The 21,975-nt window shown below is 56.4% G+C and carries 18 protein-coding genes; 7 read left to right on the forward strand and 11 right to left on the reverse strand.

What is annotated here, in order from left to right; all coding sequences use genetic code 11:
- Positions 1–134 precede the first annotated feature (134 nt).
- Positions 135–1,247: an ROK family protein gene (locus tag VH413_16700; protein ID HEX3800336.1), complete on the forward strand. Its 1,113-nt coding sequence runs from the start codon at positions 135–137 to the stop codon at positions 1,245–1,247.
- Between the two features lie 24 nt (positions 1,248–1,271).
- The gene (locus tag VH413_16705; GenBank protein HEX3800337.1) at positions 1,272–3,476 is read left to right on the forward strand and encodes a GH92 family glycosyl hydrolase; all 2,205 of its coding nucleotides are present in this window, start codon (positions 1,272–1,274) and stop codon (positions 3,474–3,476) included.
- Here the strand turns inward: VH413_16705 and VH413_16710 are convergent.
- Genes VH413_16710 through VH413_16760 form a run of 11 tightly spaced genes read right to left on the reverse strand, consistent with a single transcriptional unit; the run spans position 3,473 to position 15,493 of the window.
- Positions 3,473–6,286 (reverse strand): secretin N-terminal domain-containing protein, encoded by a 2,814-nt coding sequence (locus tag VH413_16710; GenBank protein HEX3800338.1) that lies wholly within the window; start codon positions 6,284–6,286, stop codon positions 3,473–3,475. The genes VH413_16705 and VH413_16710 overlap by 4 nt on opposite strands.
- Positions 6,283–7,173 carry a hypothetical protein gene (locus VH413_16715; protein ID HEX3800339.1) on the reverse strand — a complete coding sequence of 297 codons (891 nt, stop codon included), beginning with the start codon at positions 7,171–7,173 and terminating at the stop codon, positions 6,283–6,285. Before VH413_16715 ends, VH413_16710 begins: the two co-directional genes overlap by 4 nt.
- Complete coding sequence (locus VH413_16720; protein HEX3800340.1) at positions 7,166–7,717, reverse strand: hypothetical protein; 552 nt, start codon at positions 7,715–7,717, stop codon at positions 7,166–7,168. Before VH413_16720 ends, VH413_16715 begins: the two co-directional genes overlap by 8 nt.
- 9 nt (positions 7,718–7,726) lie before the next feature.
- Entirely contained in the window at positions 7,727–9,121 is a 1,395-nt protein-coding gene (locus VH413_16725) for a hypothetical protein (protein ID HEX3800341.1), read from the reverse strand.
- Complete coding sequence (locus tag VH413_16730; GenBank protein HEX3800342.1) at positions 9,121–10,449, reverse strand: helix-hairpin-helix domain-containing protein; 1,329 nt, start codon at positions 10,447–10,449, stop codon at positions 9,121–9,123. The genes VH413_16725 and VH413_16730 overlap by 1 nt, the downstream gene beginning before the upstream one ends.
- 3 nt (positions 10,450–10,452) lie before the next feature.
- A complete protein-coding gene (locus VH413_16735) occupies positions 10,453–11,226 on the reverse strand; it encodes a prepilin-type N-terminal cleavage/methylation domain-containing protein (protein ID HEX3800343.1) in 774 nt (257 codons plus the stop codon).
- Positions 11,223–11,663, reverse strand: coding sequence for a prepilin-type N-terminal cleavage/methylation domain-containing protein (locus VH413_16740; protein ID HEX3800344.1), 441 nt, complete (start codon positions 11,661–11,663; stop codon positions 11,223–11,225). The genes VH413_16735 and VH413_16740 overlap by 4 nt, the downstream gene beginning before the upstream one ends.
- Positions 11,660–12,229, reverse strand: a complete 570-nt coding sequence (locus tag VH413_16745) for a GspH/FimT family pseudopilin (protein HEX3800345.1) — start codon at positions 12,227–12,229, stop codon at positions 11,660–11,662. Before VH413_16745 ends, VH413_16740 begins: the two co-directional genes overlap by 4 nt.
- A gap of 2 nt (positions 12,230–12,231) precedes the next feature.
- A complete protein-coding gene (gene gspG / locus VH413_16750; GenBank protein HEX3800346.1) occupies positions 12,232–12,693 on the reverse strand; it encodes a type II secretion system major pseudopilin GspG in 462 nt (153 codons plus the stop codon).
- A gap of 20 nt (positions 12,694–12,713) precedes the next feature.
- Positions 12,714–13,952 carry a type II secretion system F family protein gene (locus VH413_16755; GenBank protein HEX3800347.1) on the reverse strand — a complete coding sequence of 413 codons (1,239 nt, stop codon included), beginning with the start codon at positions 13,950–13,952 and terminating at the stop codon, positions 12,714–12,716.
- Complete coding sequence (locus tag VH413_16760; GenBank protein HEX3800348.1) at positions 13,949–15,493, reverse strand: GspE/PulE family protein; 1,545 nt, start codon at positions 15,491–15,493, stop codon at positions 13,949–13,951. Before VH413_16760 ends, VH413_16755 begins: the two co-directional genes overlap by 4 nt.
- 753 nt (positions 15,494–16,246) lie before the next feature.
- Between VH413_16760 and VH413_16765 the strand changes: the two genes are divergently transcribed.
- The 5 genes from VH413_16765 (at position 16,247) to VH413_16785 (ending at position 21,891) form a co-directional block, all read left to right on the forward strand.
- Complete coding sequence (locus VH413_16765; protein ID HEX3800349.1) at positions 16,247–17,386, forward strand: pyridoxal phosphate-dependent aminotransferase family protein; 1,140 nt, start codon at positions 16,247–16,249, stop codon at positions 17,384–17,386.
- Between the two features lie 377 nt (positions 17,387–17,763).
- Positions 17,764–18,939: a signal peptide peptidase SppA gene (sppA, locus tag VH413_16770; GenBank protein HEX3800350.1), complete on the forward strand. Its 1,176-nt coding sequence runs from the start codon at positions 17,764–17,766 to the stop codon at positions 18,937–18,939.
- A gap of 4 nt (positions 18,940–18,943) precedes the next feature.
- Positions 18,944–19,567, forward strand: coding sequence for a uracil phosphoribosyltransferase (gene upp, locus VH413_16775; protein ID HEX3800351.1), 624 nt, complete (start codon positions 18,944–18,946; stop codon positions 19,565–19,567).
- A 57-nt stretch (positions 19,568–19,624) separates the two neighbouring features.
- A complete protein-coding gene (locus VH413_16780; GenBank protein ID HEX3800352.1) occupies positions 19,625–20,749 on the forward strand; it encodes a Xaa-Pro peptidase family protein in 1,125 nt (374 codons plus the stop codon).
- An 83-nt stretch (positions 20,750–20,832) separates the two neighbouring features.
- On the forward strand, positions 20,833–21,891 hold the full coding sequence (locus tag VH413_16785; GenBank protein ID HEX3800353.1) for a sigma-70 family RNA polymerase sigma factor: 1,059 nt from the start codon (positions 20,833–20,835) through the stop codon (positions 21,889–21,891).
- The last annotated feature ends 84 nt before the right edge of the window (positions 21,892–21,975 follow it).

The raw sequence follows: 21,975 nt of genomic DNA on the forward strand, positions 1-21,975 counted from the left end.
AGCGATTGCGGACCATTACGGGATCCAGATCTCGTTTGTGGTGCCGATGATCGCCTTTGCCTACATCACGTTTTACGGCGTTTACGGTTACAAGGCCGGACGCACTCATACCAAAAGTTGACCTCATGGGTGGATTGGATTATTCGCGGGATGAGCGGGTGGTGATGACGCTGGATGCGGGCGGAACGAACTTTCGTTTCTCCGCCATTCGCGGTGGAAAACCTGTCACAAAAACTCTCGGCTTCTCGTCGCACGGCGACAACCTCGATCGCTGTCTCGCCACGCTTCGCGAAGGTTTCGACGGCATCCGATCTCTTTGTCCCACGCCGCCGGTTGCGATCAGTTTTGCGTTTCCCGGACCGGCGGATTATCCCGCGGGCATCATCGGCGATTTGGGAAATCTTCCGGCGTTTCGCGGCGGGGTCGCGCTCGGGCCAATGATCGCCAAACAATTCGGCATTCCGGTTTTTCTCAATAACGACGCTGATTTATTTGCGTATGGTGAAGCGATTGGCGGGTTTCTGCCTTACGTGAATTCGTTGCTCGAAAAATCCGGCCAGCGCAAACGCTGTCGCAATCTCATCGGCATCACGCTCGGCACGGGCCTCGGCGGCGGCGTGGTCCGCAACGGTGAACTTTTCCTGGGTGATAATTCCATCGCCGCCGAAGTGTGGCTGATGCGCAACAAACTTCATCCCGGGATGAACGCCGAACAAAACGCAAGCATCCGCGGCATCCGGCGCGTGTTCGCGGAAAAATCGGGCATGCGATTCGCCGATGCTCCCGAACCCAAACAGATTTTTGAAATCGGCACGGGCAGTGTTCCGGGAAATCGCGAGGCCGCGACTGAAGCGTTCCGCCAACTTGGCGAAGTGCTTGGGGATGTGCTCGGCCAGGCGCTGACGATTCTCGATGGGCTCGTGGTCATCGGCGGCGGACTGTCCGGTTCGTGGCCGTTGTTCATGCCGGCGGTGATGAAGGAACTCAACGGCACGTACACCGATTTTGAAGGCAAAACTTTTTCGCGCCTTGCGTCCAAGCCATTCAATCTCGAAGAGCCCACCGATCTGGAAAAATTCCTGCGCGGCGAGGCCCGCGAAGTCGTCGTGCCCGGCAGCAGCGAACGCATTTCCTACGACCCGCTTCAACGCGTGGGCATCGGCATCTCGCGCCTGGGCACGAGCGAAGCCGTCGCGGTTGGCGCTTATGCTTTTGCTCTTAGTAAATTAAACGAATCCGCCCGCTGACCTTTTGCATTGTCTAATTTAATTATGAAAAAAATTGTTTCGTCATTCATCGTTATCGCCGCCACGGCTCTCGGCCTCAATCAAGCGCTTGCGCAAGTCGAGTGGGTGGATCCCACCATCGGCGGCCAGGGATTTTTGCTCGAGCCGACGCGCCCGACCGTTTCTCTGCCCAACAGTATGGTGCGAGTTTATCCGGTGCGCAAAGACCAGCTCGACGATCAGATTCACTCCTTCCCGCTGACGATTATTTCGCATCGCCTCGGCGAACTTTTCTGGCTCATGCCCGGCACCGGCGCGCCGGATCAATGGAATCATCCGCTAGCCTGGGACCAGGAAACCACCACGCCGTATTATTATTCCACGCGCTTTGATGAATCGCTGATCCGCACTGAATTCACGCCCACGGCGCGTTGTGGATATTTTCGTTTCACCTTTCCTTCGGGCAAACCGATCGTGCTGCTCGCCAATCGCACAGATGGCGAAATGTCGGCGACCAACAACAACGCCATCTGCGGCGTCGAAAAATTCAACGACATGGCCGCGTATGTTTATGGCGAATTCAATGCGCCGGTGGAAATCACTTCCGGCAATGGCAATCGTCACCTGACGATCACCGCGAAAGATTCGCGGAACGGCCTTGAGTTTCGTTACGGCATTTCCTTCATCAGCATCGAGCAGGCGCACAAAAATCTGGAGCATGAAATTGCCGATTGGAATTTCGACAAGATCAAGAGTGCGGCGAAGGATCGCTGGAACGAAACGCTGGGTAAAATTGAAGTTGAAGGTGGAACGGCCGATCAGAAGCGCGTCTTCTACACCGCGCTTTACCGCTGCTCGGAACGCATGATTAACATCACCGAGGACGGCCAGTATTACAGCGCTTTCGATCATCAGGTGCATAAGGATGCGCGCCCGTTTTATGTGGATAATTGGTTGTGGGACATGTATCGCGCCGAAGAGCCGCTCGAAACTTTGCTCAATCCGGAAATGGAAGCCGACAAGGTGCAGTCTTACGTGCGCATGTATGAACAACTCGGTTGGCTCCCCTGCTTTGCCGTGCTCTGGGGCAATCACGCCTGCATGACGGGCAACCACGCCGCGCCGTGGATCGCCGATGTGTGGGCCAAGGGCATCACCAATTTTGATCTCGCCACCGCTTACGCCGGCTTGCGAAAAAATTCACTCGATGGCACGTGGCTTCCGTGGCGCAAAGGCCCGAAATCTTCGCTCGATGATTTTCTCAACACGCACGGCTACATGCCCGCGCTGGATCCCGGACAGACGGAAACGGTCTCGCTGGTTCATCCATTTGAGCGGCGGCAGGCAGTGTCGGTCACACTCGCGCAAAGTTATGATGATTGGTGCACGGCGCAAATTGCCCGCGACCTGGGTAATTCCGCCGATTACGATCTTTTCCTCAAACGCGCCGGCGATTATCAAAATGTTTTTCGCCAGGACAAAGGCCATGTCTGGCCCAAGGATGCCGACGGCAAATGGCTCGACAATTATGAGCCCGGATTTTCGGGCGGCATCGGCGGACGCGATTACACGACCGAGAACAACGGCTACACTTACGACTGGGATGTGCAGCACGATCTCCAGGGCTTGTTTCAACTGATGGGTGGCCGTCAAAAAGCCGAGGCGAAGCTCGACCAGCTTTGGCGCGAATCCATCGGCCGCAGCAAATATGAATTCTGGGCGAAGTTTCCCGATTCGTCCGGAATGGTTGGCGAATTTTCGATGGGCAACGAACCCAGCCTTCACATTCCCTACATCTATAATTACCTCGGCGCGCCGTGGAAAACGCAGAAGCGCACGCGCATGTTGATTGACACGTGGTTCACCGATACCTCGCTCGGCATGCCGGGCGATGAAGACGGCGGCGGCATGTCGGCATTCGTGGTGTTCACAATGATGGGTTTTTACCCGGTGACTCCAGGCGTGCCGATATATGATCTCGGCAGTCCGATGTTTGATCGCATCACGATCCATCTCGATCACGGCAAGACTTTCCGCATCGTCGCCCATGACAATTCGCGCGACAACAAATACATTCAAAGCGTCAAGGTCAACGGCAAGCCGCAGCAGAAGGTCTGGTTCAAGCATGCCGACATCGCGAAGGGCGGCACGATTGACTTGAAGATGGGCGACACGCCGAATCGGGAACTCGGCGCTGACCCAAAAGACTTTCCTCCGTCAACGATGGATCTGAATGTGAACGCGCTTTAACTGCGCGGGACCTGGGGCAATTTATCCAGTTTCTTGTCGGGTTCTTTGCCCTCGTCTTCCCATTGGCGAATCAAGGGAGCGCGGCGGTTGACATCGTTGAGAAGTTTGTCCGCCATTTCAGGCGAGCGGACAACTCGCGTGCGCAGGAATACCATCAACTCCACCTTGTCGGTGGATTTGTCTTTCTTTTTGAACATCCATTTAAGGCCGGGGATGTCGCCGAGAAACGGCGTCTTGCGATCAATGTCGGAAATCTGCCGCTGGATAATTCCGCCGAGCACCAGCGTCTGTCCATCTTTCGCGGTCAAGTCCGTGCGGAAATTTCGTGTGTCGAAAACGGCTCCGCCCAGGACGGTTTGACCAGCCACCACCGTGGAAGATTCCGCGTGTATCTTTAACTGCACATCGCCGGAATTATTGATGTGCGGCGTCACTTCCAAGACGACACCGACATCTTTATAGGTGATGGCGGTGTTCTGCGAACCGACCGAAGAGATTTGGGTGTTTTGCGGAATCGGCACTTGCTGGCCGACAAAGAGCTTGCCCATTTCGTTGTCGTTGATGGTGATTTGCGGTTCGCCGAGGACGGTTGTGTCCGTATTGCGTTTCAAAAATTGGATCAACAAATCCATGCCGGCGGTTCCGGTGATAACGCCAGAACGGAGTTGCGCCACTTCCTGCACGATGCCTGAGGCGGGGGGCTGATTCACGGTGGTCGTGCCGCCGAAGCCTTTTTGGTACGTCCCGCCGACGTGTCCCATGAAAGAATTATCCAAGTCATCCGCCGTGAAAACTTGCGTGCCATCCGGCGACCAGCGCACGCCCAACTTGTCCACATAATCTGACGATACTTCGAGGATGCGCGCTTCGATGGAAACCTGGTCTGAGGGGGCATCCAGTTCGTCTATCAACTTCAGCACCTGCGGAAAGAAATGCACGTTCGCCGAAACCATCACGGCGTTTCCGCGCTGATCTGAAACTGCGCGCACGCGGCCTACGAGGTCGCTCACCGGCGGCGCGGCGGCGCGGCCATCCGAGTTGCGTGTTGAATCGGGCTGTCCGCCGATCCACGGATAATAACCTTCCTCTTTCGTTTCCTGCTCGAGATCGAAACCAGCCGTGGAAGATGTACTTTGCTGCTGGTTCTGCTGCTGCGCCTGGTTTTGGTTATTTTGATTTTGCGGATTTACCGGGCGCAACGCCGGTGAACCATTCTTGGCGAACAAAATATTCAAGCTATTTGCGACCGTCGAAGCCTTCGCGTATTTCAACGTGATCCGCATCGTGCTTTCGCCCGCTTCGGACGGACGATCCAACTGATTGATGACTTCCTCCACCACCCCGAGATTTTCTTTTGAGTTCGAGGTGATGATCAAGGTATTCGAATAGGGGTCGCTGGTGATGCGCACCTTGCCATACAGACGGCCCACGTCCCGGTCGGCCACGGGAGCCGAAGGTTCGTCGCTGAAGTAATCGAAATAACTCCGCTGCTGGGTCTTCTTCAAAAACAATTCGTTGAGCACGTCCTCAAGGTCCACGGCGCTGACGTATTTCAACGGATAAATTTTTGGCGCGAGGCTGTCGTCGGAAACTGGCGCGTCCAGTTCCTCGATAATTTTTTTGATGCTGGGCAACTGCGAGGGCGCCGCCTGCACGATGACAGCGTTGCGGCGCCGATCGGATACGACGTTGAATTTTTTCTGCCCGGAATCTGATGGCTGATTGAAATAATAGGCGAAGCGCGAGCCGCCACCGCTCTGGCTTTGGCTCAAGTCCTGCAACTGCTTGGCCACGTCGCCGGCGTCCGCATTCTTCAAAAGAAATGTGGTCATGGCTTTTTCCTGCGCGTCGTCGGTGTCCAATGACGACACCAGCCGGAACACGGCGTCGTAATTTGCCGCGCTCGACAGCACGATCAACGCATTGGCGCGATCATCCGCCGTGACGTCCACCGCTTTGCCGCTCGATTTTTGATACAGCGGCTCGATCTCCTTTGCCAGCGCAGCCGCACTTACGTTTTTCAGAGTGATCACCCGCACGGACATGTCTTCTGGCGTGTCGGTGTCGAGCGCGGAAATTAATTCGTCCGCGATGCGGATGTTGTCCGCGTAATCGGTCAGGATGATTTGATTGTTGCGCTCGTTCAAATCAATCGTGCCTTTGTCCGTCAACGCGCCGCGCAGGCGATCGCGCAATTCCGCAGCTTGAATATGTTTCAGCGAAAAAACTTTCACCACGCGAACGCGACCCTCCGGCAGACCGTTGGTGGAGGCTGAAACCACTTCGGGACCAATGCGCGGTTCCTGTCCTTCGGGCACGATGAGAATGGATTGGGCGGATTCCACGGCGGTAAACCCCTCCAGCGCGAGCGCGCGATACACGAGCACAATCGCTTCGCGCGTCGAAACTTTTTTCGAGCTGGTGATGGTCACCTGGCATTGCACGCGCGGGCTTTTGATGACGGTCTTGCCCGTGGTCTGCGCCAGCCATTGCACGATCATGTCCACATTTGCGCCTTGAAAACTGAGTTGGATTTCGCCGGGTCCGTTGGTTGTTTTGGTCCCATCCGAATTGGTCGTGATGGTGGTCGGCACGGGCATCGGCTCGGACGGCAGCCACGGCCCAGTTTCCTTGGAATCCGATTTCGATGACGAATTATCGCCCCCCATGGACATATCTGGCATGCCGGGAAACCGCGGCCCGGAAATTCTTTGCGCGCGCGCCGCATGTCCCCACATCAGCGCGAAGCAACAGCCAAGCATCGCCGCGACGGCGTAAAGTTTCGGTCTCCCTGTGTTTCGTGTTTTCATTCTGGTTTTTTCCCTTTCTCCGGCAACAAACTCGTCCCACCGTATCCGTCAAAAATCATCAACTCTTTTTTCTCACCGTCCTGTTCCACCAGCACGCGATTAATGCCGATGTGCACCAACTTCAGGTCACCGAGCGAGTCGCCTTCCTTGACCATGCCGGTCTGCCCGCTGGCCGAGCGTAAAAACGCAACGTCTCCCGCAATGCCAAGCAATCCCATCGGCAGCGGCCGCATCGCCGGGGCCAAAATTTCGCTATCAAAAATGCGATCGGCGCGCGCCTTGATGTCCGCCGGCAGTTCCGGCATCGGCGCGCCCATGCCCATGCCGCCCATCATCATCATGCCCGGAGGCATGCCGCCGCCCCGTCTTCCCTTTGGTTTCGCTGCCGCGGCATTCGTGGGCATATTGGAATTCACCGCGATCTCGTTCGTTCCTTGGATCACGCGATGATGCTTATTTGTTCCCGCCATCAGATTCGTGTTTGAAATATTTGTGCTGTTGGTGGCGGCCATCGGCTCATTCGTTGAACCAGTCATTGGCACGGGAACAGTATTTGTGGGCACAGCCATTGTTGGCGCGGCTGCCTCGACGAGAGCATTTGTGGGCGCGACTGTGTTTGTATTGGCAACTACGTTGGTCGGGCTGCCATTTGTTTGCGTCGCATGCATCGCTACATTCGTGACGGCTGGGGCATTCGTTGGCGGCTTCATTTCCTTCGCCACGATGACATTCGCCGGGGCGGCGTTCGTTTCAAGCGTCGGCAACTGCGGAATGGCGACGCGCCCGAGGATGTTCACACGCGGTACGATGTGCACCAGTTGATAGGCCAGCAACGCCGCAAGCACGAGGCACGCGAGCCGCAAAATTTTTGGTGTTTGCTCACGCATGCGGACCTCCTGCCTTTTGCACTTGGTCAAAATCCAAAATGGTGATCGTCAGTTTCAACTTCACCTGGCCGGGCCGCATCGGGTCGGAGGAAAATTGCGTCGAATCAATCACCAGCGGATAGCCCAAACCCTCCAGCCGATAAATCAAACCCACTGCGCCTTTCACAGGGCCAGAGCCTTCGAGTTCAATGGATGCCAATTCTTTTCCCGAGTTATGCGCCGGGCTTTCGCGCACGGGGCCGACTTGGAAGCCGCTGCCCTGTGCCGCTTTTTGGATCGCCGAACTCGCCTCGGCCACGACGGAGGATTTTTTCAGCGACACCGGGTCCATGTGAAATTGTTCCATCAGCTTTTTCACGACCGCGATCCGGTCGTCGTAACGCCGCACTTCGTCCTTGAGGCTTTGCGCGTCCGCCACCAACTGCATATACTCCGCGTGCTTGCGCGCCGTGAATTTCCACACCTGCACGCCCGCGAACAACACGAGATAGATCGCGATGCCGATTCCGGCGATTCTTACTGTGCGTTTTTCTTTTGGTGTCATGATCGCAAATCAGGGAAACATCATTCCTCCGGGAAATCCTCCGCCTCCACTAGTGTCTTTGCTCGCTTTTGCCGCCTTGATTTCGTCGGCTGTCGGACCGATTGCCAGGCTCGCGCGTGCGTCCGCGGTTTTCCACAAAGCGGTCATGCGGAGGTTCACGCGCTGCCGATCCGGCGTTGGTGTCTGTTCTTCAACCGTCACGATGGAGAAAAATCCCGACGCGATCAGCTTCGACCGGAAGTCCGTCACTTGCGCTCCATTCTGCATCATTCCGCGCAGCGAAACTTCGCCGCGTTTGTCCATCGTCAGCGAGTCAAAGCGGGTTCCCGGCGGCGCGGATTTCGCCAGCACGAATAGCGCGTCCAAATAAGGCGGCTGACTTTGTTTCAGCGATTGCAAAAAATCCAGTTCGTGATCAATCGTGGCCAACCGCCCTCTTTGCGCCTGCAACGCCGCGAGCTTCCGCGACAAAAATGGTTTCAAAACCGCCGCCTCGATCACCGGCAATAACAAAAGTATTGCCAGCAAAATTGCCGCCACTTTCAGCAATGGCTTGACCTCGGGGCTCGTCACATTGAAGCGCCCGGACACGGTCTTCGCGCGGTTTTGCAATAACAACAAACCCGCCGCCTGATTTTCCTCCACACATTTTTTCAGGCCGGAAATCGCCGCCGACAAACCGGGCTCGACGTTCAGCGCCACCGCATTTCCTCCGATTCGCGAAACCACCCGCGCTAACTGGCCGGCATCCGCGCCGGTGACATAAATCTTTCCCTGCTTGATCGCCGCCGGTAATTCGCTTCCCACGGGCACCGATCGAATCGAGACGGCCACGCCTCGCTCAAACAAAATTAATTCGGCGCGCGCCCCGGACACGTCCAGCAGCGCATGGGTTCCCTGAGGTTGAGGGCATACAAAATTCCGCGCCAGCGCTGCCAAAGTGAATACCGCGTCCAGCCCGCAATCCGCGAGCAGTTCCCGGTATTCCTCCACGACTTCGCGTTTTACTGCGACGACTAGAACTTCCTGGCTCGCCGCCGAATTCACTGGCAGCATTTGATAACCCCACGCCAGTTCATCGGGCGAAAGCGGAAATTCCGCCTCAATCTGCAAACGCAAGACTTGTTCAAATTTGTCCTTCGTCGTCGCGGGCAAAGTCAATCGCCGCAGCGAGACACCATTCGCGGCGATGCCACAGTATGCCCGCGCGCGTCCCTGAAAACTTTTCCTCACCACGAATGCGCGCAATCCGCTTGCAATTCTTTCACGACATTCGGCGGTCAATTTTCCGTCCGCGCCGCGCTCCAAGGGCAACTCCGCGCGGCTCGTGTCCTGCGCCGCGCGCAAAACGTCCCGGCCGATCTCCAAATAAACCGCTGGCGAATTGAGAAATGCGAATTCCATTACAAGTCATCCTCTCGATAAGCCAAGGTCAGCACGTCGCTTTGGGTCGCGCGCACGACCATCTCTATTCGCTGCCGCGTGCCCGTGGATTTCACACGGCCTTCACTTAAAATTCGAAATGTCTCCGAACGCGTCGTCACCAGCGGAGCGATTTGCTTGAACGTCTGTTGATCCATCCCCGGCACCTTGAGCAGGCCCGCGAGATTTGCGAAGCCTCCCTGCGATTGCGCCGAGGAAATGATCGCCTGCGCGTGCTCGCGATCCATGTTCGGCAGGCAAAGGAGCGTGTCGAGAGTCGCGGTATTGACATTGATCAAGCCGGTCTGGTCCTGGTCGGAACTTGCGGTAACGTCGTCGGCAATATCTCCAAACAAAGTTTCGTCAACCACGCGGCCACCATTGGAGGTTGACGTGTCGCTGGATTGGCCGGTCGCGGCTGCGCCGTTGTTGCGGCCATTTTGATTTTGCGGGGGCGTGACATCGAGGAGATCGGCGATGCTTTGGTAACGATTTTGATTTCGATATTGCGTGATCGCGCGAGCGATGGCGGAGGTGATGCCGGTGATGCCGGTTAATTCCGATTCATCCGCCGTTTGGATGTTCACGCGGTCCTTGCCGAAGACCGTCACATTCGCATCCAGCGAATGCACGGTCAGCGCCGCCGCCCAACCGCCGTCCGCGCCGGGCGGCAAATTATCGGAGTCTTCGTCCGGCAGGAATCCATTCTGATGCGTGTCGTCGCCGAACAATAATTCCGACGTGACGCCGCGGACCATCAGCAATTCGCGGATGGTTTGAAACGGGCCGTTGCGCGGTTCGTAGGGCGGTTGAAGTCCAGCATAATAGTCCGCGTTCGCGCCGTTAGGGTTGGCATCGCCCTGCCCGCGCCACGCGAGGATGGCCGAGGCCACGTCGGGCGAGAGGCCGTTGAGCTTGGTGAGTTCTTCCGCGGTTGCGGTGTTCACGTTGAGGCGGCGCTCTTCATCGGCGACGCCGTAAATAATTCCGCCGCCCTCTTCATCTCCGCCGCGCCGGAAGACGCGAAACTCACCGCGTCCAAAGGCAATGTCGCGAAACTGGTCGGGGGCATTAAATAGTTCTCCGCGCGGATTTCGCCCGAGTTGCGTATGATTGTGCACCGATTGATGCAACAGCGCGCGCGCCTTCTCGATGCCCGCGAGCGCGAGGTAGTGCGCCTGGATTCTATCGCCAAAATTTTTCGTCACCTTCAAATCCATCGTCGCGGTGTGGAGCACACCGACCACGATCAATGCCAGCAGTACCACGCACCAGAGCAAACCGACCAGAATGGAGCCGCGCTGGCGCATATATTATTGTGGCTGCCCTCCGTTTTGCGAACTGTCCGTGGTGGCGTCCGATTGAGTGGCAGCGGAGCCCGAACTGGTGGTCGTGGTGTTTTTCAAATTCAATTCCACCACGGTTTGAAATGCGAGCGGCGGTTCGACTTCTCGTTCGCCGTCGTCGGTCATTTTTTTGGATTTGGGATTTGAATCCATCAACAACGTGATTCGCACGGCGGCGGGCAGGCCGGACAAGTTCGGCTGGTCGCGCTGCGTGGTTTCGCGCTTGCCGGATTTGATTTCGCCCCAGGTGTCGTACCAATCCTCACCGTCGAAGTATTCAAACTTGAGCCCGACGATGCCGTCGGCGATTTCCTCTTTGTTACCGCCGGATAAAGGGTCGCGCGCCATGGTGGGATTTCGGCGCCGCCAGATGCTGAACTGATGCGTCTTCGGATCTTCATTGACGTAAATACTTTCCTGGCAGAAATCGCTTTCGCGCGGGTGACGTGGCGTATAATTATGCGTTCCGAAATCCAGATTATCGGCCTGCACTTTGCCCAGCGTGCGGGGCATGCCGAGAAAATCCATGTCGCGGGACAACGAGCAGGCGCCGCGCAAATCGGCGGTGATCAAGGCCATCGCCACGCGCGCGTTTTGAATAATCTCTGTCCTTGGCTCAATCATTTTTTGACTCGAAAAACCGGCGCTCAAACACAAGTAGGCGCTCACCAAAATCAACGACATCAATGCCGCGCCGATCACGACTTCAATCAAGGTAAAACCTGTTTCACGTAGCTTCACGACGCTCCCTTTCGCGACTTTTTCGACTTTGAATCCTTGTGACGGTTTGTGTTCGAGGTGTTGTCATCGTCCGGCTCGAACAACATTGTCTTCAATTCGTAAATCTCGCGTCCCGTCTGCGCCTGCATCACCATCACGCTCACTTCATGCAATCCGGCGATGTCCGTTCCGGCAATCGTCTCCGTCCAGCGGTAAAGCGGCAGAGCCGTGCCGCAATCACCATTTTCATCGCCGTTGTCGAGTTCGTGCGTTGCGCGCAGTTCCTCGATCTTGCCCTGTGCAAACAGCGCCGCGACGGTTTGCAATTCCGATTCTTTGCTCGACGCGAGCGCGGTGGTGATGCCATGCACCAATCCCGTGAGCGCGATTCCCAAAATCAAAATCGCAACCATCACTTCGATCAGCGAAAACCCGGCGTCATTGCGCAAAACATTCATTCGTGTTTTGGCTCTCCAATCGTCACGCGCGAGGTGATCGCATTCAAACGGAGCGGCAGTTGAAATCCGCTACGGTCCTTGAGCAGCACCATCGCGCCGTCCGCCGTGCCATCGGAATAAAAGGTCAGCGTCGAATCCGGGCTGGGCATCGGCAATGAGGCTTCGCTTTCCGCGCCGGGCTCTGGCTGCGTTTCCGGCGTTTCATAAACCTGCACGGTAATTCGTTTGTCCAATTTTCCTTTGCTTCCGCTTACGTCCTCAAGCGGCGCAAAATCCTCGATCAAGCCTTGCCGCTGCTTTTTTTCCACTTCGTAGTCGCCAGTGCCCGGATCAATTTTAACGCGCAAGGTCTGGTTCAAACTGACCGCGCGACTCGATGCGAGTTCGACGACGTTGACCAACTCTCGCGCATTCGAGCGGAGCAATGTGTCTTCAAATGTCCCCTTCATTTCCGGAATGATCATGGCCGTCAAAATCGCGATCAACACCACCACAACCATGATTTCGATCAGCGTGAAGGCGCCGCTCGCATTCGTGCTCTCGAAACATGATGGTTTTGTCTGCATGATTACCAGTTGCCGATTTCGACTGCGTCGCTGCCCGTGCCGCCGGACGACGAAATATCAAAGCTCGACGGATGATGAGTGCCGGGCACGCGATATTGATAGGGATGTCCCCAGGGATCGTCGCGCTGCTGCTTGATGTACGGGCCGCGCCATTTTTTATCGGCGTCATCGGTGGGCGGGTCCACGAGCACTTTCAGGCCTTCTTCCGCGGTCGGGTAGCGATCCATGTGGACATAGAAACGCTCGACCGCCGATTCGAGTTCGGCGATGTGCGCCTTGGCCGCGCTGATCTTTGCGTCCTGCGTCGTGCCCATGAATTGCGGAATGATGGTCGCCGCGAGAATGCCGAGGATGACCACCACCACCATGATTTCAATCAGCGTGAAGGCGCCCGCGCGCCGACGCGCGCACGCGGCGCAGTCAATTTTGCTGATCGTTGTTTCTGATTTATTTTTCGTTTGCATCGTCAGGTTTGCTTTGAGGTTCAATGAATCGCCCGGCTCATCTTGAAAATCGGCAACAGGATCGCGATGACCATGAAGCCCACCAGCGAGCCGACGACGAGAATCAGCGCCGGGGCCAGCAGGGAAATGAGCGTCTTGGTTTTCGCGCGCATGTGGCGCTCCTCGATGTCCGCGACCTTGAGGAGCATTTCGTCGAGCCGCCCGCTTTGTTCGCCGACATCAATCATTTGCACGACCGTCTTGGGAAACATTCCGTACTTGCGCAACGGCGCGGCAAGGGAATCGCCACCGCGCGTTTCGTCGGCCACACGCGCCACCTGCGCGGCGAGGACGCGATTGCCGATCGTATTCTCCACGATTTTTAATGCGGGCAAGAGTGAGACGCCGCTTTTTTCCAGCGTGCCGAGCGTTCGGGCAAAACGTCCCAATGCCGCCGAGCGGAAAACGCCGCCCATGACGGGAATCTGCAATTTAATTTTGTCCCAATTTTCCGCGCCTTCATTCGTGCTCAGATACCAGCGGATGCCGAAGACCGAGCCCACAATTCCGATGAGTATCCACGGCCAGTAATGATGCAACCCACTGCTGACCTTGAGCAGAATGAGCGTCGGCAAGGGCAACACATCGAGCATTTCCTGAAGCATGCCGAAGAGTCGAGGCAGGACAACCGTCAACAAAATGGTCACGGTGAAAATGCCGAATAGCAGGACAAACAAGGGGTAGGCCACGGCTGCCTGAACTTCGCTGCGGATTTCGTCTTCGTGTTCGAGCAATTCGGCGAGATCGGACATCACCTTGGGCAACTCGCCGGCCTCTTCGCCGACGCGCACCATGCTAGCGTAAAGGCGGCTGAATAATTTTGGATGCTCATCAAGCGACGCAGAAAATGAAGAGCCTTTGCGCAGCGAATCCGCGATCTGCAAAACGACTTCGCGCAACGCCGGGTTTTCCTCCTGTTCGCCGAGGCTGTCGAGCGCCTGCGGAATGGGAATGGCGGAAGAGAGCAGCGCACTCATCTCGCGGGTGAACGCGGTGATTTCCTTGCGCTTGACGCCGCTGCCAAAACTGAAACCGGATGACCTAGCAGACTTGGCGACGGATGCCGTTGAAGATTCTCCGCCGCCACATAATTCCAGTTGCGAGGGAAATACGCCGCGCCGCCCGAGCAGTTGCAGCGCGGACTTGCGGTCTTCCGCCTCAACGATGCCACTCGTCGGCGTGCCGCCCGCTTCGATGGCCTGATAGCGAAACGAATTCATTCGAGCATGTCCCCGGAGGAGACGCGTAAAATTTCCTCGAGCGTCGTGACGCCCTGGGCGGCCTTGCGCAAGGCGTCTTCGTGCATCGTCATCATTTTGCCTTGCGCAGTGGCTTTGAGTTCCACGTTGGAACGCTTTTGCAAAATCAGTTCGCGCAATTCGTTGGTGAGCGAAAGCAATTCAAAAATGCCCACGCGTCCGCGATAGCCGGTGCCGCGGCATTCCTCACAGCCACCGCCGCGATAAAATGTGCCTTCGATTTTTCCGCCACTGATGGTATCGATCTGCTCGCGCAAGGACGACGATACTTCGCTCGGTGCGCGGCAATTCTGGCAGATGCGCCGCAGCAATCTTTGGGCAAGCACGCCTTCGAGCGCGGAGGCGATGAGAAACGCCTCGACGCCCATGTCTATCAAACGCGTGACGGCGCCGGTGGAATCGTTGGTGTGAAGCGTGCTGAAAACCTGGTGGCCGGTGAGCGCGGCGCGAATCGCGATCTCGGCGGTTTCGGAGTCGCGGATTTCGCCGACCATCACGACGTCGGGATCCTGGCGCAAGATCGCGCGCAGGCCGGTGGCGAAGGTAAAGTCGCGGCTGGGGCGCACGGGGATTTGCGCGACGCCAGGCAATTCATATTCGACCGGGTCTTCGATGGTGAGAATTTTTAATTCCGGCGTGTAGATACTGCGCAGGATCGAGTAAAGCGAGGTGGTCTTGCCGCTGCCCGTCGGGCCGGTGGCGAGAAAAAGGCCGTGAGGTTTTTCAACCAGCCGCGATAATATTGCCGAACGCTCCGTGTCCAAGCCAAGTTCCTGCGAGGTGAGCGGCGCGTTGCTTTTTTCCAGCAGGCGCATGACGAGACTTTCGCCGTGGACGGTAGGCATCGTGCCGACGCGAATATCCACGCGCGTGCCGCGATGATGAATCTGGATGTGGCCATCCTGCGGCATGAAACGCTCGGCGATATTCATGTCCGCCATGATCTTGATGCGCGAGACGATGGCCGCGTGAAGGTTGCGGGGCGGCGGCGGTTTCTCCTGCAAGAGACCGTCAATGCGATAGCGCAGTTGAAGGCTCGACTCGAAGGGCACGAGGTGAATATCGCTCGCGCGTTCGCGGACGGCGGTGGAGACGATGACGTTGACGAGGTTGACGACCGTGGGCTCGTTCGCCATGACTTCGATGTCGTGGAGATTGCCGCCTTCGCCGTTGGTGGTGCTCTGCGCGCCGAGATTTTCGATCATCTTCTCGACGGTCACGGAATAAAACTCAGCGATTTTTTCGGCAATATTTTCGGCGGTGTCTTCGGTTTCCTCGACTTCAAGGCCGGTGAGCAGACGAATATCATCAATGACGCGGGCGTTTCCGGGCGTACTGGTGGCGATGTGAATCACGCCATCCTGGATTTTGAGGGGCAGCACACGATGTTGCCGCGCAAAATTCGCGGGCAGCACGCGCAAGGCTTCCGGCGAGATCTCCGGCGCGTCCGAAACTTCGGAGGCAGAAAGCGTCCCTGATGATGTGGCGTTGGATTCGCTCATGTTCCAATTAACCGCCAATTCATGATTGGTGAATCATTTGTAATCATACGTCCCCGCTCCAATAAACCAGCGATTGTTACGTCGCAGGTTCAAGCAATACAGACACTGCAAACCCGAAATCGTTGCAAAGTTTTTTTGAATCGCGCGCTTTAGCCGCAATTTTTCCGCTCACCGCCTCCACAAAACGCAATTCATCGAAGACACATCGGGTCGGCAGAGAAGGGTCCTGTTATCTATTGAAAGACCAGCCCTCCTGCGCCCGCAGTAACTTAGTTACAATGACTCCGGGTGTTTCCTTTGGCTCTGATTTCAAGCGGAGTATGAAATGTTTTTTTGAGGATGCAAGAACTTTTGATGGTGGGATAAAAGTTTGCGCACAGTCCGATAGCGGGCGACGGGTAGTTCGAGAAACGGTTGAAAACCGTTTCCTGGGCACGTGTTTCGAGTTTTCCCCCAACTAAAGTTGGGGGTTAATGAGAAGTGATGGGCGAGTGGGCCGACGCTAGTTCCATAAGAAGATTTCTTTCGTCCCGTGCGGGACTTGGATCGAAGGAGAATTCAGCCCAGCAATAAATTGCTGGGCTAAGATCTGCCGTCCCTGCGGGACTTCGGACGGCGGAGCGGCAGTTCCGCCTTACCATGTCCTAGAACATCAGTCCCTGCTGGACTGCGACGGAGTATCTGTTATTCACCACGCCATCGAGAGTGGTGTGCGGCCCACGCCGAGCGTCTTCCGATTTAGACCGAGTACCTGTGAAGATTCTGCGTGCGTGGGGCGGGGCGCTGCTTTATCAATGCTGCATGACCGTATCGCCGCCGTTGCAACAGGTCGAGCGCACCTGTGTCCGTGATCGCAATCGCAAACTCATTTACTTTGCCGGTTGCGATTATTTTCGCCTCGCGAGTCATCCGCAGGTGCTCAAGGCGGCGGCTGGTGCAGTAACTCGTTACGGCCTCAACGTGTCGGCGTCGCGCGTCACGACGGGTAATCATGTTCTTTACGAAAAATTGGAGCGCGATCTTGCCAATTTTTTTGCGGTTCCGGAAGCCACGCTTGCGTCGAATGGTTACGTGCCCAATCTCATGGTGGCGCAGGCGCTCGCGGGGCAATTTTCGCATGCGTTGATTGATGAACGCGCACACGGCTGTCTGGCGGACGCGGCGCAGTTGCTTGATTGCCCTGTGATTAAATTCAGGCATCGTGACGCGGGCGACTTAGCGCGCATTGTCGGACGATTGAATCATTCCAAACCGCTTTTGCTCACTGACGGTTTGTTTTCACACGATGGAAGTATCGCGCCGCTCAAGGAATATCTCGCGGTGCTGCCCGCGCAAGCGCGCGTCCTGCTCGATGACGCACATGGCGCGGGTGTGCTGGGGAAAAACGGGCGCGGTACGCCGGAACATTTTGGGGTGTCACGCGAGCGCATCATCCAGACCATTACGTTGAGCAAGGGATTTGGCGCTTATGGTGGCGCGGTTCTTGGGCCGGGAGAATTGCGGGCGGCCATTGTGTCGGGGAGTCGCGCTTTTTCGGGCAACACTCCCCTGCCCTTACCGTTGGCCGCGGCTGCGATTGCAGCGGTAAAGATTTTAAAAAATGATCGCAAGCTGCGCGCGCGGCTCGGCAAAAATGTTGGGTTCGTGAAGGGTAAATTAATTTCGGTGGGTTTCGAGATTGCGGATTCGCCCGTGCCGATTTTTTCCATCACTCCGCGAGACACTTGCCACGCCGAGACGCTCAAGCGCCGTTTGCTCGCGCAGAAAATTTATCCGCCGTTCATAAAATATCCCGGCGGACCGCCCAGTGGGTTTTTTCGTTTTGCGATTTCGAGCGAGCATACGCGGGCACAACTGGACGCTCTGGTGGGGGCGCTGGCGGGCGATAGATAATTTGAAAGGCGGTTGGAAGGCGTTGCTTGCGCGCGCCTGGGATTTCCAACTGAAGTTGGGTTTGATGAGAGGCGTTAGCGAGTGGGTGAATGCTAGTTTTACGCGGGGATTTCTTTCGTCCCTGGCGGGACTTGGTTAGTGGAGGAAATCAACCCAGCAATAAATTGCTGGGCTAAGATCTATCGTCCCTGCGGGACTTGGGACGGCTGCGCGGCAGGGCAGCCCTACCACGTCCTAGATTGTCGGTTGTCTCTGCGGCACTGATGGAGCGTTCACAGTTCATGTCGCCATTGAAAATATTGCGCGAATGCCCGCACTTTTGGGATGACGCCAAGTAACCGCTTGCCCAGAAAATCGCTTTGCAGTAGCTTCTGGTCATGGACAGTGACTTGCCACCAGATACCAATGTGCCGCCGATCGCCGCACCGCCGCCGCCGCCGATTCATCGGCCGCCCCCGGTGATTCCCCTGCCTCCGACACCTCCACCGCTGCCGCCGCGCGCGCCTCGCTCGGGAGCGGGACTTAAAATTTTCGCGGTTTTGCTGGTGGTCATTTTGGCGGTTAGCCTGCTCGTCAATCTTCAATATTTTGTGCGCAGCTTTGCTGGGAATCGCGTGAAGTTGACCGGCGGTGACAGTTACGGCCCGCGCATGGACGAGACGACGGTTAAGGAAAGCGAGATTTCCACGACCAATAAAATTGTAATGATTCCGGTTGAAGGCGTCATCAGTGGCGAGGCCGCTCAGCAAGGCGGCTATAGCATTGTCACGCTGGTCAAAGAGGAATTGAAGCGCGCGAAGGAAAATGACGATGTTCGCGCGGTCATCTTAAAAGTGGATTCGCCGGGTGGAGAAGTGCTGGCATCCGATGAAATTGCGAAGGCCATCCGCAAATTTGAAAATTCGTGCGACAAGCCGGTCGTGGTCAGCATGGGCAGCCTCGCGGCTTCCGGCGGCTATTATATATCTGCGCCGTGCGACTGGATCGTAGCGAATGAATTGACGATTACGGGAAGCATCGGCGTGATCATGCACGGGCTGAATTATCGCGGCTTGCTCGACAAGATCGGCGTGCGGCCAGAAGTTTTCAAGAGCGGCAAGTATAAGGACATGCTCAGTCCGACCAAGACTCCCGATGAAGAATCGCCGGAGGAAAAGGAAATGATCCAGAACATGATCAACGAAACTTTTGGCAAGTTCAAAAGTGTGGTGGCCGACGGGCGGCGCACGTCGTTTGAACGTGATCACGGAAAAATGTTGAGCCCCGATTGGCAGGATTATGCCGATGGCCGCATCCTTTCCGGCAAGGAAGCTTACAAATTGGGTTTCGTGGATGAAGTGGGCGATTTCGACGATGCGGTGGAACGGGCCAAGCAGTTGGCGCATATCAAGCGCGCCGATGTCGTGACTTACCAGGAAGTTTTCGATCTCTCGAACCTGTTGCATATATTCGGCGAGAGCAACGCGAAATCCGTGAAAGTCGAACTCGGCGTGGACATTCCCAAGCTGCACGCGGGTTACCTCTACTTCATTTCTCCAACCTATCTCCAATAAAAAAGTGGGCCAAGTTACTCTTATCAAGCACCCCCTGGTGCAGCATAATCTAACGCGTCTCCGCGACAAACGGACCGCACCGCAGGAATTCCGCCGCATCCTGAGCGAAGTCGCTGCTCTCATTATTTATGAGGCTACGCGGTCTTTCGCCGTGAAAAAGGTTTCCGTCACCACACCGATGGCGCGGACGCGAGGTTCCACTTTGCAACGCGAGGTGATCCTGGTGCCGATTCTTCGCGCGGGGCTGGGCATGATGGATTCCATCCTGCAACTGATTCCGCATGCGCGAGTCGGGTTCATCGGCCTCAAGCGCGAGGAGAAAAGTTTGCGCGCGCTTTTTTATCACAAGAGCCTTCCGCGCGACTTAAGCCATTTCGAGGTCATCCTGATTGACCCGATGCTGGCGACGGGCGGCAGCGCGGTTTCAGCGATGGAATTGATCACGGAACTGGGCGGCAAACATGTGCGCCTGGTTAATCTGGTGGCTTCGCCCGAGGGCATTGAGATGGTGCATCGCCATTTCCCCAAGCTGCCGATCTTTACCGCGGCGATTGACCAAAAACTCAATCGCAATGGTTTTATCATTCCGGGATTGGGTGACGCGGGCGACCGGCTTTTTGGAGTTTGAAAATTTTTTGGCATCGGCTATGGTCGGCGCCACACTTTTGCAGACCCGGCACAGACCATGAAAAATCTACTGATGGTGGCGGACAGTGATCACGACGCCAACATGCTTTACGCCGTGGGCATGTTCGTCCCTGATCCTTTCATCTACCTGAGCATTCGCGGACGTCCGTTCATCGTCATGAGCGATCTGGAAATTGATCGCGCGAAGGAACAAGCCGCGCATTGCCGCGTGCTTTCGCTCAGCCACTACCAGCAAAAACTTCGCCGCGCCGGGCGCAAAAATACAGGCGTTGCGCAGGTAATTCGCGCGATCCTGCGCGAACATCGCGTGGAAAAAGTCTGGGTTCCCGGAAATTTCCCACTTGGCTTGGCGATGGAGTTGCGTGACCTCGATGTCAAAGTGAAGCCGCGTCCCGGCAACTTTTTTCCCGAACGCGAAACCAAGTCCGCGGCGGAAGTCAAAAAAATCAGCGCCGCCCTGATGATGGCCGAGGTCGGCCTGGCCGAGGGCGTGCAGGCGCTGAAGTCCGCCAAGGTTTCCAAGAGCCGCCGACTGATTTATCGCAATGCGCCGCTGACGTCGGAAAAGTTGCGGTCCATCATTGATACCGCGATCATCCAGGCGAGCGGTTTGGCGAGTCACACGATCGTGGCGGGCGGCAAGCAGGCTTGCGATCCGCACGAAGGCGGCTACGGTCCACTGCGCGCCAACGAGCCGATCATCCTCGACGTTTTTCCGCGCTCGCAAAAGACCGGTTACTTCGGCGACATCACGCGCACGGTGGTTAAGGGGCGCGCGAGCGAAGCCATCCGCAAACTTTACGATACCGTTTATCGCGGCCAGAAGACTGCGTTTCAACTGATGCGCGCGGGCACGCAGACTTCGCGCATCCACGCCGCCGTGCAGCAACTTTTCGTGCGTGAAGGTTACAAGACCGGCAAGGTGGATGGCCGCATGCAGGGATTTTTCCACGGAACCGGGCATGGTCTCGGCTTGGAAATTCACGAGGCGCCGCGCGTTGGGGCGACTTCAGTAGGCGCATTGAAAGCGGGACAGGTGGTCACGGTTGAGCCGGGTTTGTATTATCCTGATCTCGGTGGCGTGCGATTGGAAGATGTCGCCCTTGTCACCAGCGGCGCGCCCCGTAATTTAACGCAATTTGAAAAAGTTCTGGAAGTTTGATGTGCGTTGCCAATCTGCTTTTCCCGCCGTCGCTAATTTACTTGCGCGCTAGAGGCTAATCCCTACCTTTTGAATTGTTGCCAATGGCAGTAAAGAAAAAACGCGCATTGAAAGTTTCTCCGGCCCGCCGCAAAGCCAGCGGCAAGGCCAAGCCTGCGCGCACGAAAAAATCTCCCTCGCCACGCGCGAACGCTGCGCCGCCGGTCGCCGGCAAACCATCCGCCGCGGCAACTGCCGAACCCGCATTGGAAATCGTGGTCGCGCCCGAGGAGCTTTCGCCGCCGTTGCAGGAACGCGAGCGCTCGGCTTACGACGGCGATACCGCCATCAAACTTTATTTGCGCGAGATCGGCCAGGTGAAGCTGCTCACGCCGCAGGAGGAAATTGAACTCGCCGCGCGCATCAAGAAGGGCGACAAAAAAGCGCGCGAACAAATGATCAAGGCGAACCTGCGCCTGGTCGTCAAAATCGCCCGCGATTACGAGGGCATCGGACTGCCCCTGCTCGATCTTATCAGCGAGGGCAATATCGGTTTGATGAAGGCCGTGGAGCGTTTTGATCCGGCCAAGGGCGGCAAACTTTCGACTTACGGTTCGTGGTGGATCAAGCAAGCCATCAAACGCGCGCTCGCCAATCAATCTAAAACAATTCGTTTGCCCGTTCATCTCGTGGATAAAATTTCCAAGATGCGCCGCATCGGAATGAAATTACAGGAAGAACTTGGCCGCGAGCCGACGGACGAGGAATTGGCCGATGAAATGGGCATGACCGCCGCTCGCGTCCGGCAAATGCGCATGGCCGCGATCCGTCCCGCGTCGCTCGACGCGCCGATTGGCGACGATGACTCGAATAATTTTGCCGACGTCGTCGAAGATGAAAATGCGACGACACCTTACGAAAATTTGGAGGACAAAACCGTCACCGGCATGTTGCAGGAAATGGTAAAGCATTTGGACGAGCGCGAAGCGACGATTTTGCGCTATCGTTTTGGTCTGGATGGCGGCACGGAAAAAACTTTGGAAGAAGTCGGTGAAAAATTCGGCGTCACGCGCGAGCGCGTCCGGCAAATTCAGAATCTCGCGCTAAAAAAATTGCGCAAAATGATCGAGAAACTTGAAGTGCAAAAAAACAAGGAACTTTAAAAATGAATTTGTTAATGGCGATTCTCGCTTTGTGCGTGCTTGTCGCCTTAAATATTTTTTAATTTAAGCGTAAAAATCCAAATG

The organism is Verrucomicrobiia bacterium (genome assembly GCA_036268055.1).
Taxonomy (GTDB): Bacteria; Verrucomicrobiota; Verrucomicrobiia; order Limisphaerales; family Pedosphaeraceae; genus DATAUW01.

Coding starts and splice junctions, on each gene's coding strand:
- VH413_16705 (HEX3800337.1), top strand. CDS start 1,272: ATGAAAAAAATTGTTTCGTCATTCATCGTTATCGCCGCCACGGCTCTC.
- VH413_16710 (HEX3800338.1), bottom strand. CDS start 6,286: ATGAAAACACGAAACACAGGGAGACCGAAACTTTACGCCGTCGCGGCG.
- VH413_16715 (HEX3800339.1), bottom strand. CDS start 7,173: ATGCGTGAGCAAACACCAAAAATTTTGCGGCTCGCGTGCCTCGTGCTT.
- VH413_16720 (HEX3800340.1), bottom strand. CDS start 7,717: ATGACACCAAAAGAAAAACGCACAGTAAGAATCGCCGGAATCGGCATC.
- VH413_16725 (HEX3800341.1), bottom strand. CDS start 9,121: ATGGAATTCGCATTTCTCAATTCGCCAGCGGTTTATTTGGAGATCGGC.
- VH413_16730 (HEX3800342.1), bottom strand. CDS start 10,449: ATGCGCCAGCGCGGCTCCATTCTGGTCGGTTTGCTCTGGTGCGTGGTA.
- VH413_16740 (HEX3800344.1), bottom strand. CDS start 11,663: ATGAATGTTTTGCGCAATGACGCCGGGTTTTCGCTGATCGAAGTGATG.
- VH413_16745 (HEX3800345.1), bottom strand. CDS start 12,229: ATGCAGACAAAACCATCATGTTTCGAGAGCACGAATGCGAGCGGCGCC.
- gspG (HEX3800346.1), bottom strand. CDS start 12,693: ATGCAAACGAAAAATAAATCAGAAACAACGATCAGCAAAATTGACTGC.
- VH413_16755 (HEX3800347.1), bottom strand. CDS start 13,952: ATGAATTCGTTTCGCTATCAGGCCATCGAAGCGGGCGGCACGCCGACG.
- VH413_16760 (HEX3800348.1), bottom strand. CDS start 15,493: ATGAGCGAATCCAACGCCACATCATCAGGGACGCTTTCTGCCTCCGAA.
- sppA (HEX3800350.1), top strand. CDS start 17,764: ATGGACAGTGACTTGCCACCAGATACCAATGTGCCGCCGATCGCCGCA.
- VH413_16780 (HEX3800352.1), top strand. CDS start 19,625: ATGAAAAATCTACTGATGGTGGCGGACAGTGATCACGACGCCAACATG.
- VH413_16785 (HEX3800353.1), top strand. CDS start 20,833: ATGGCAGTAAAGAAAAAACGCGCATTGAAAGTTTCTCCGGCCCGCCGC.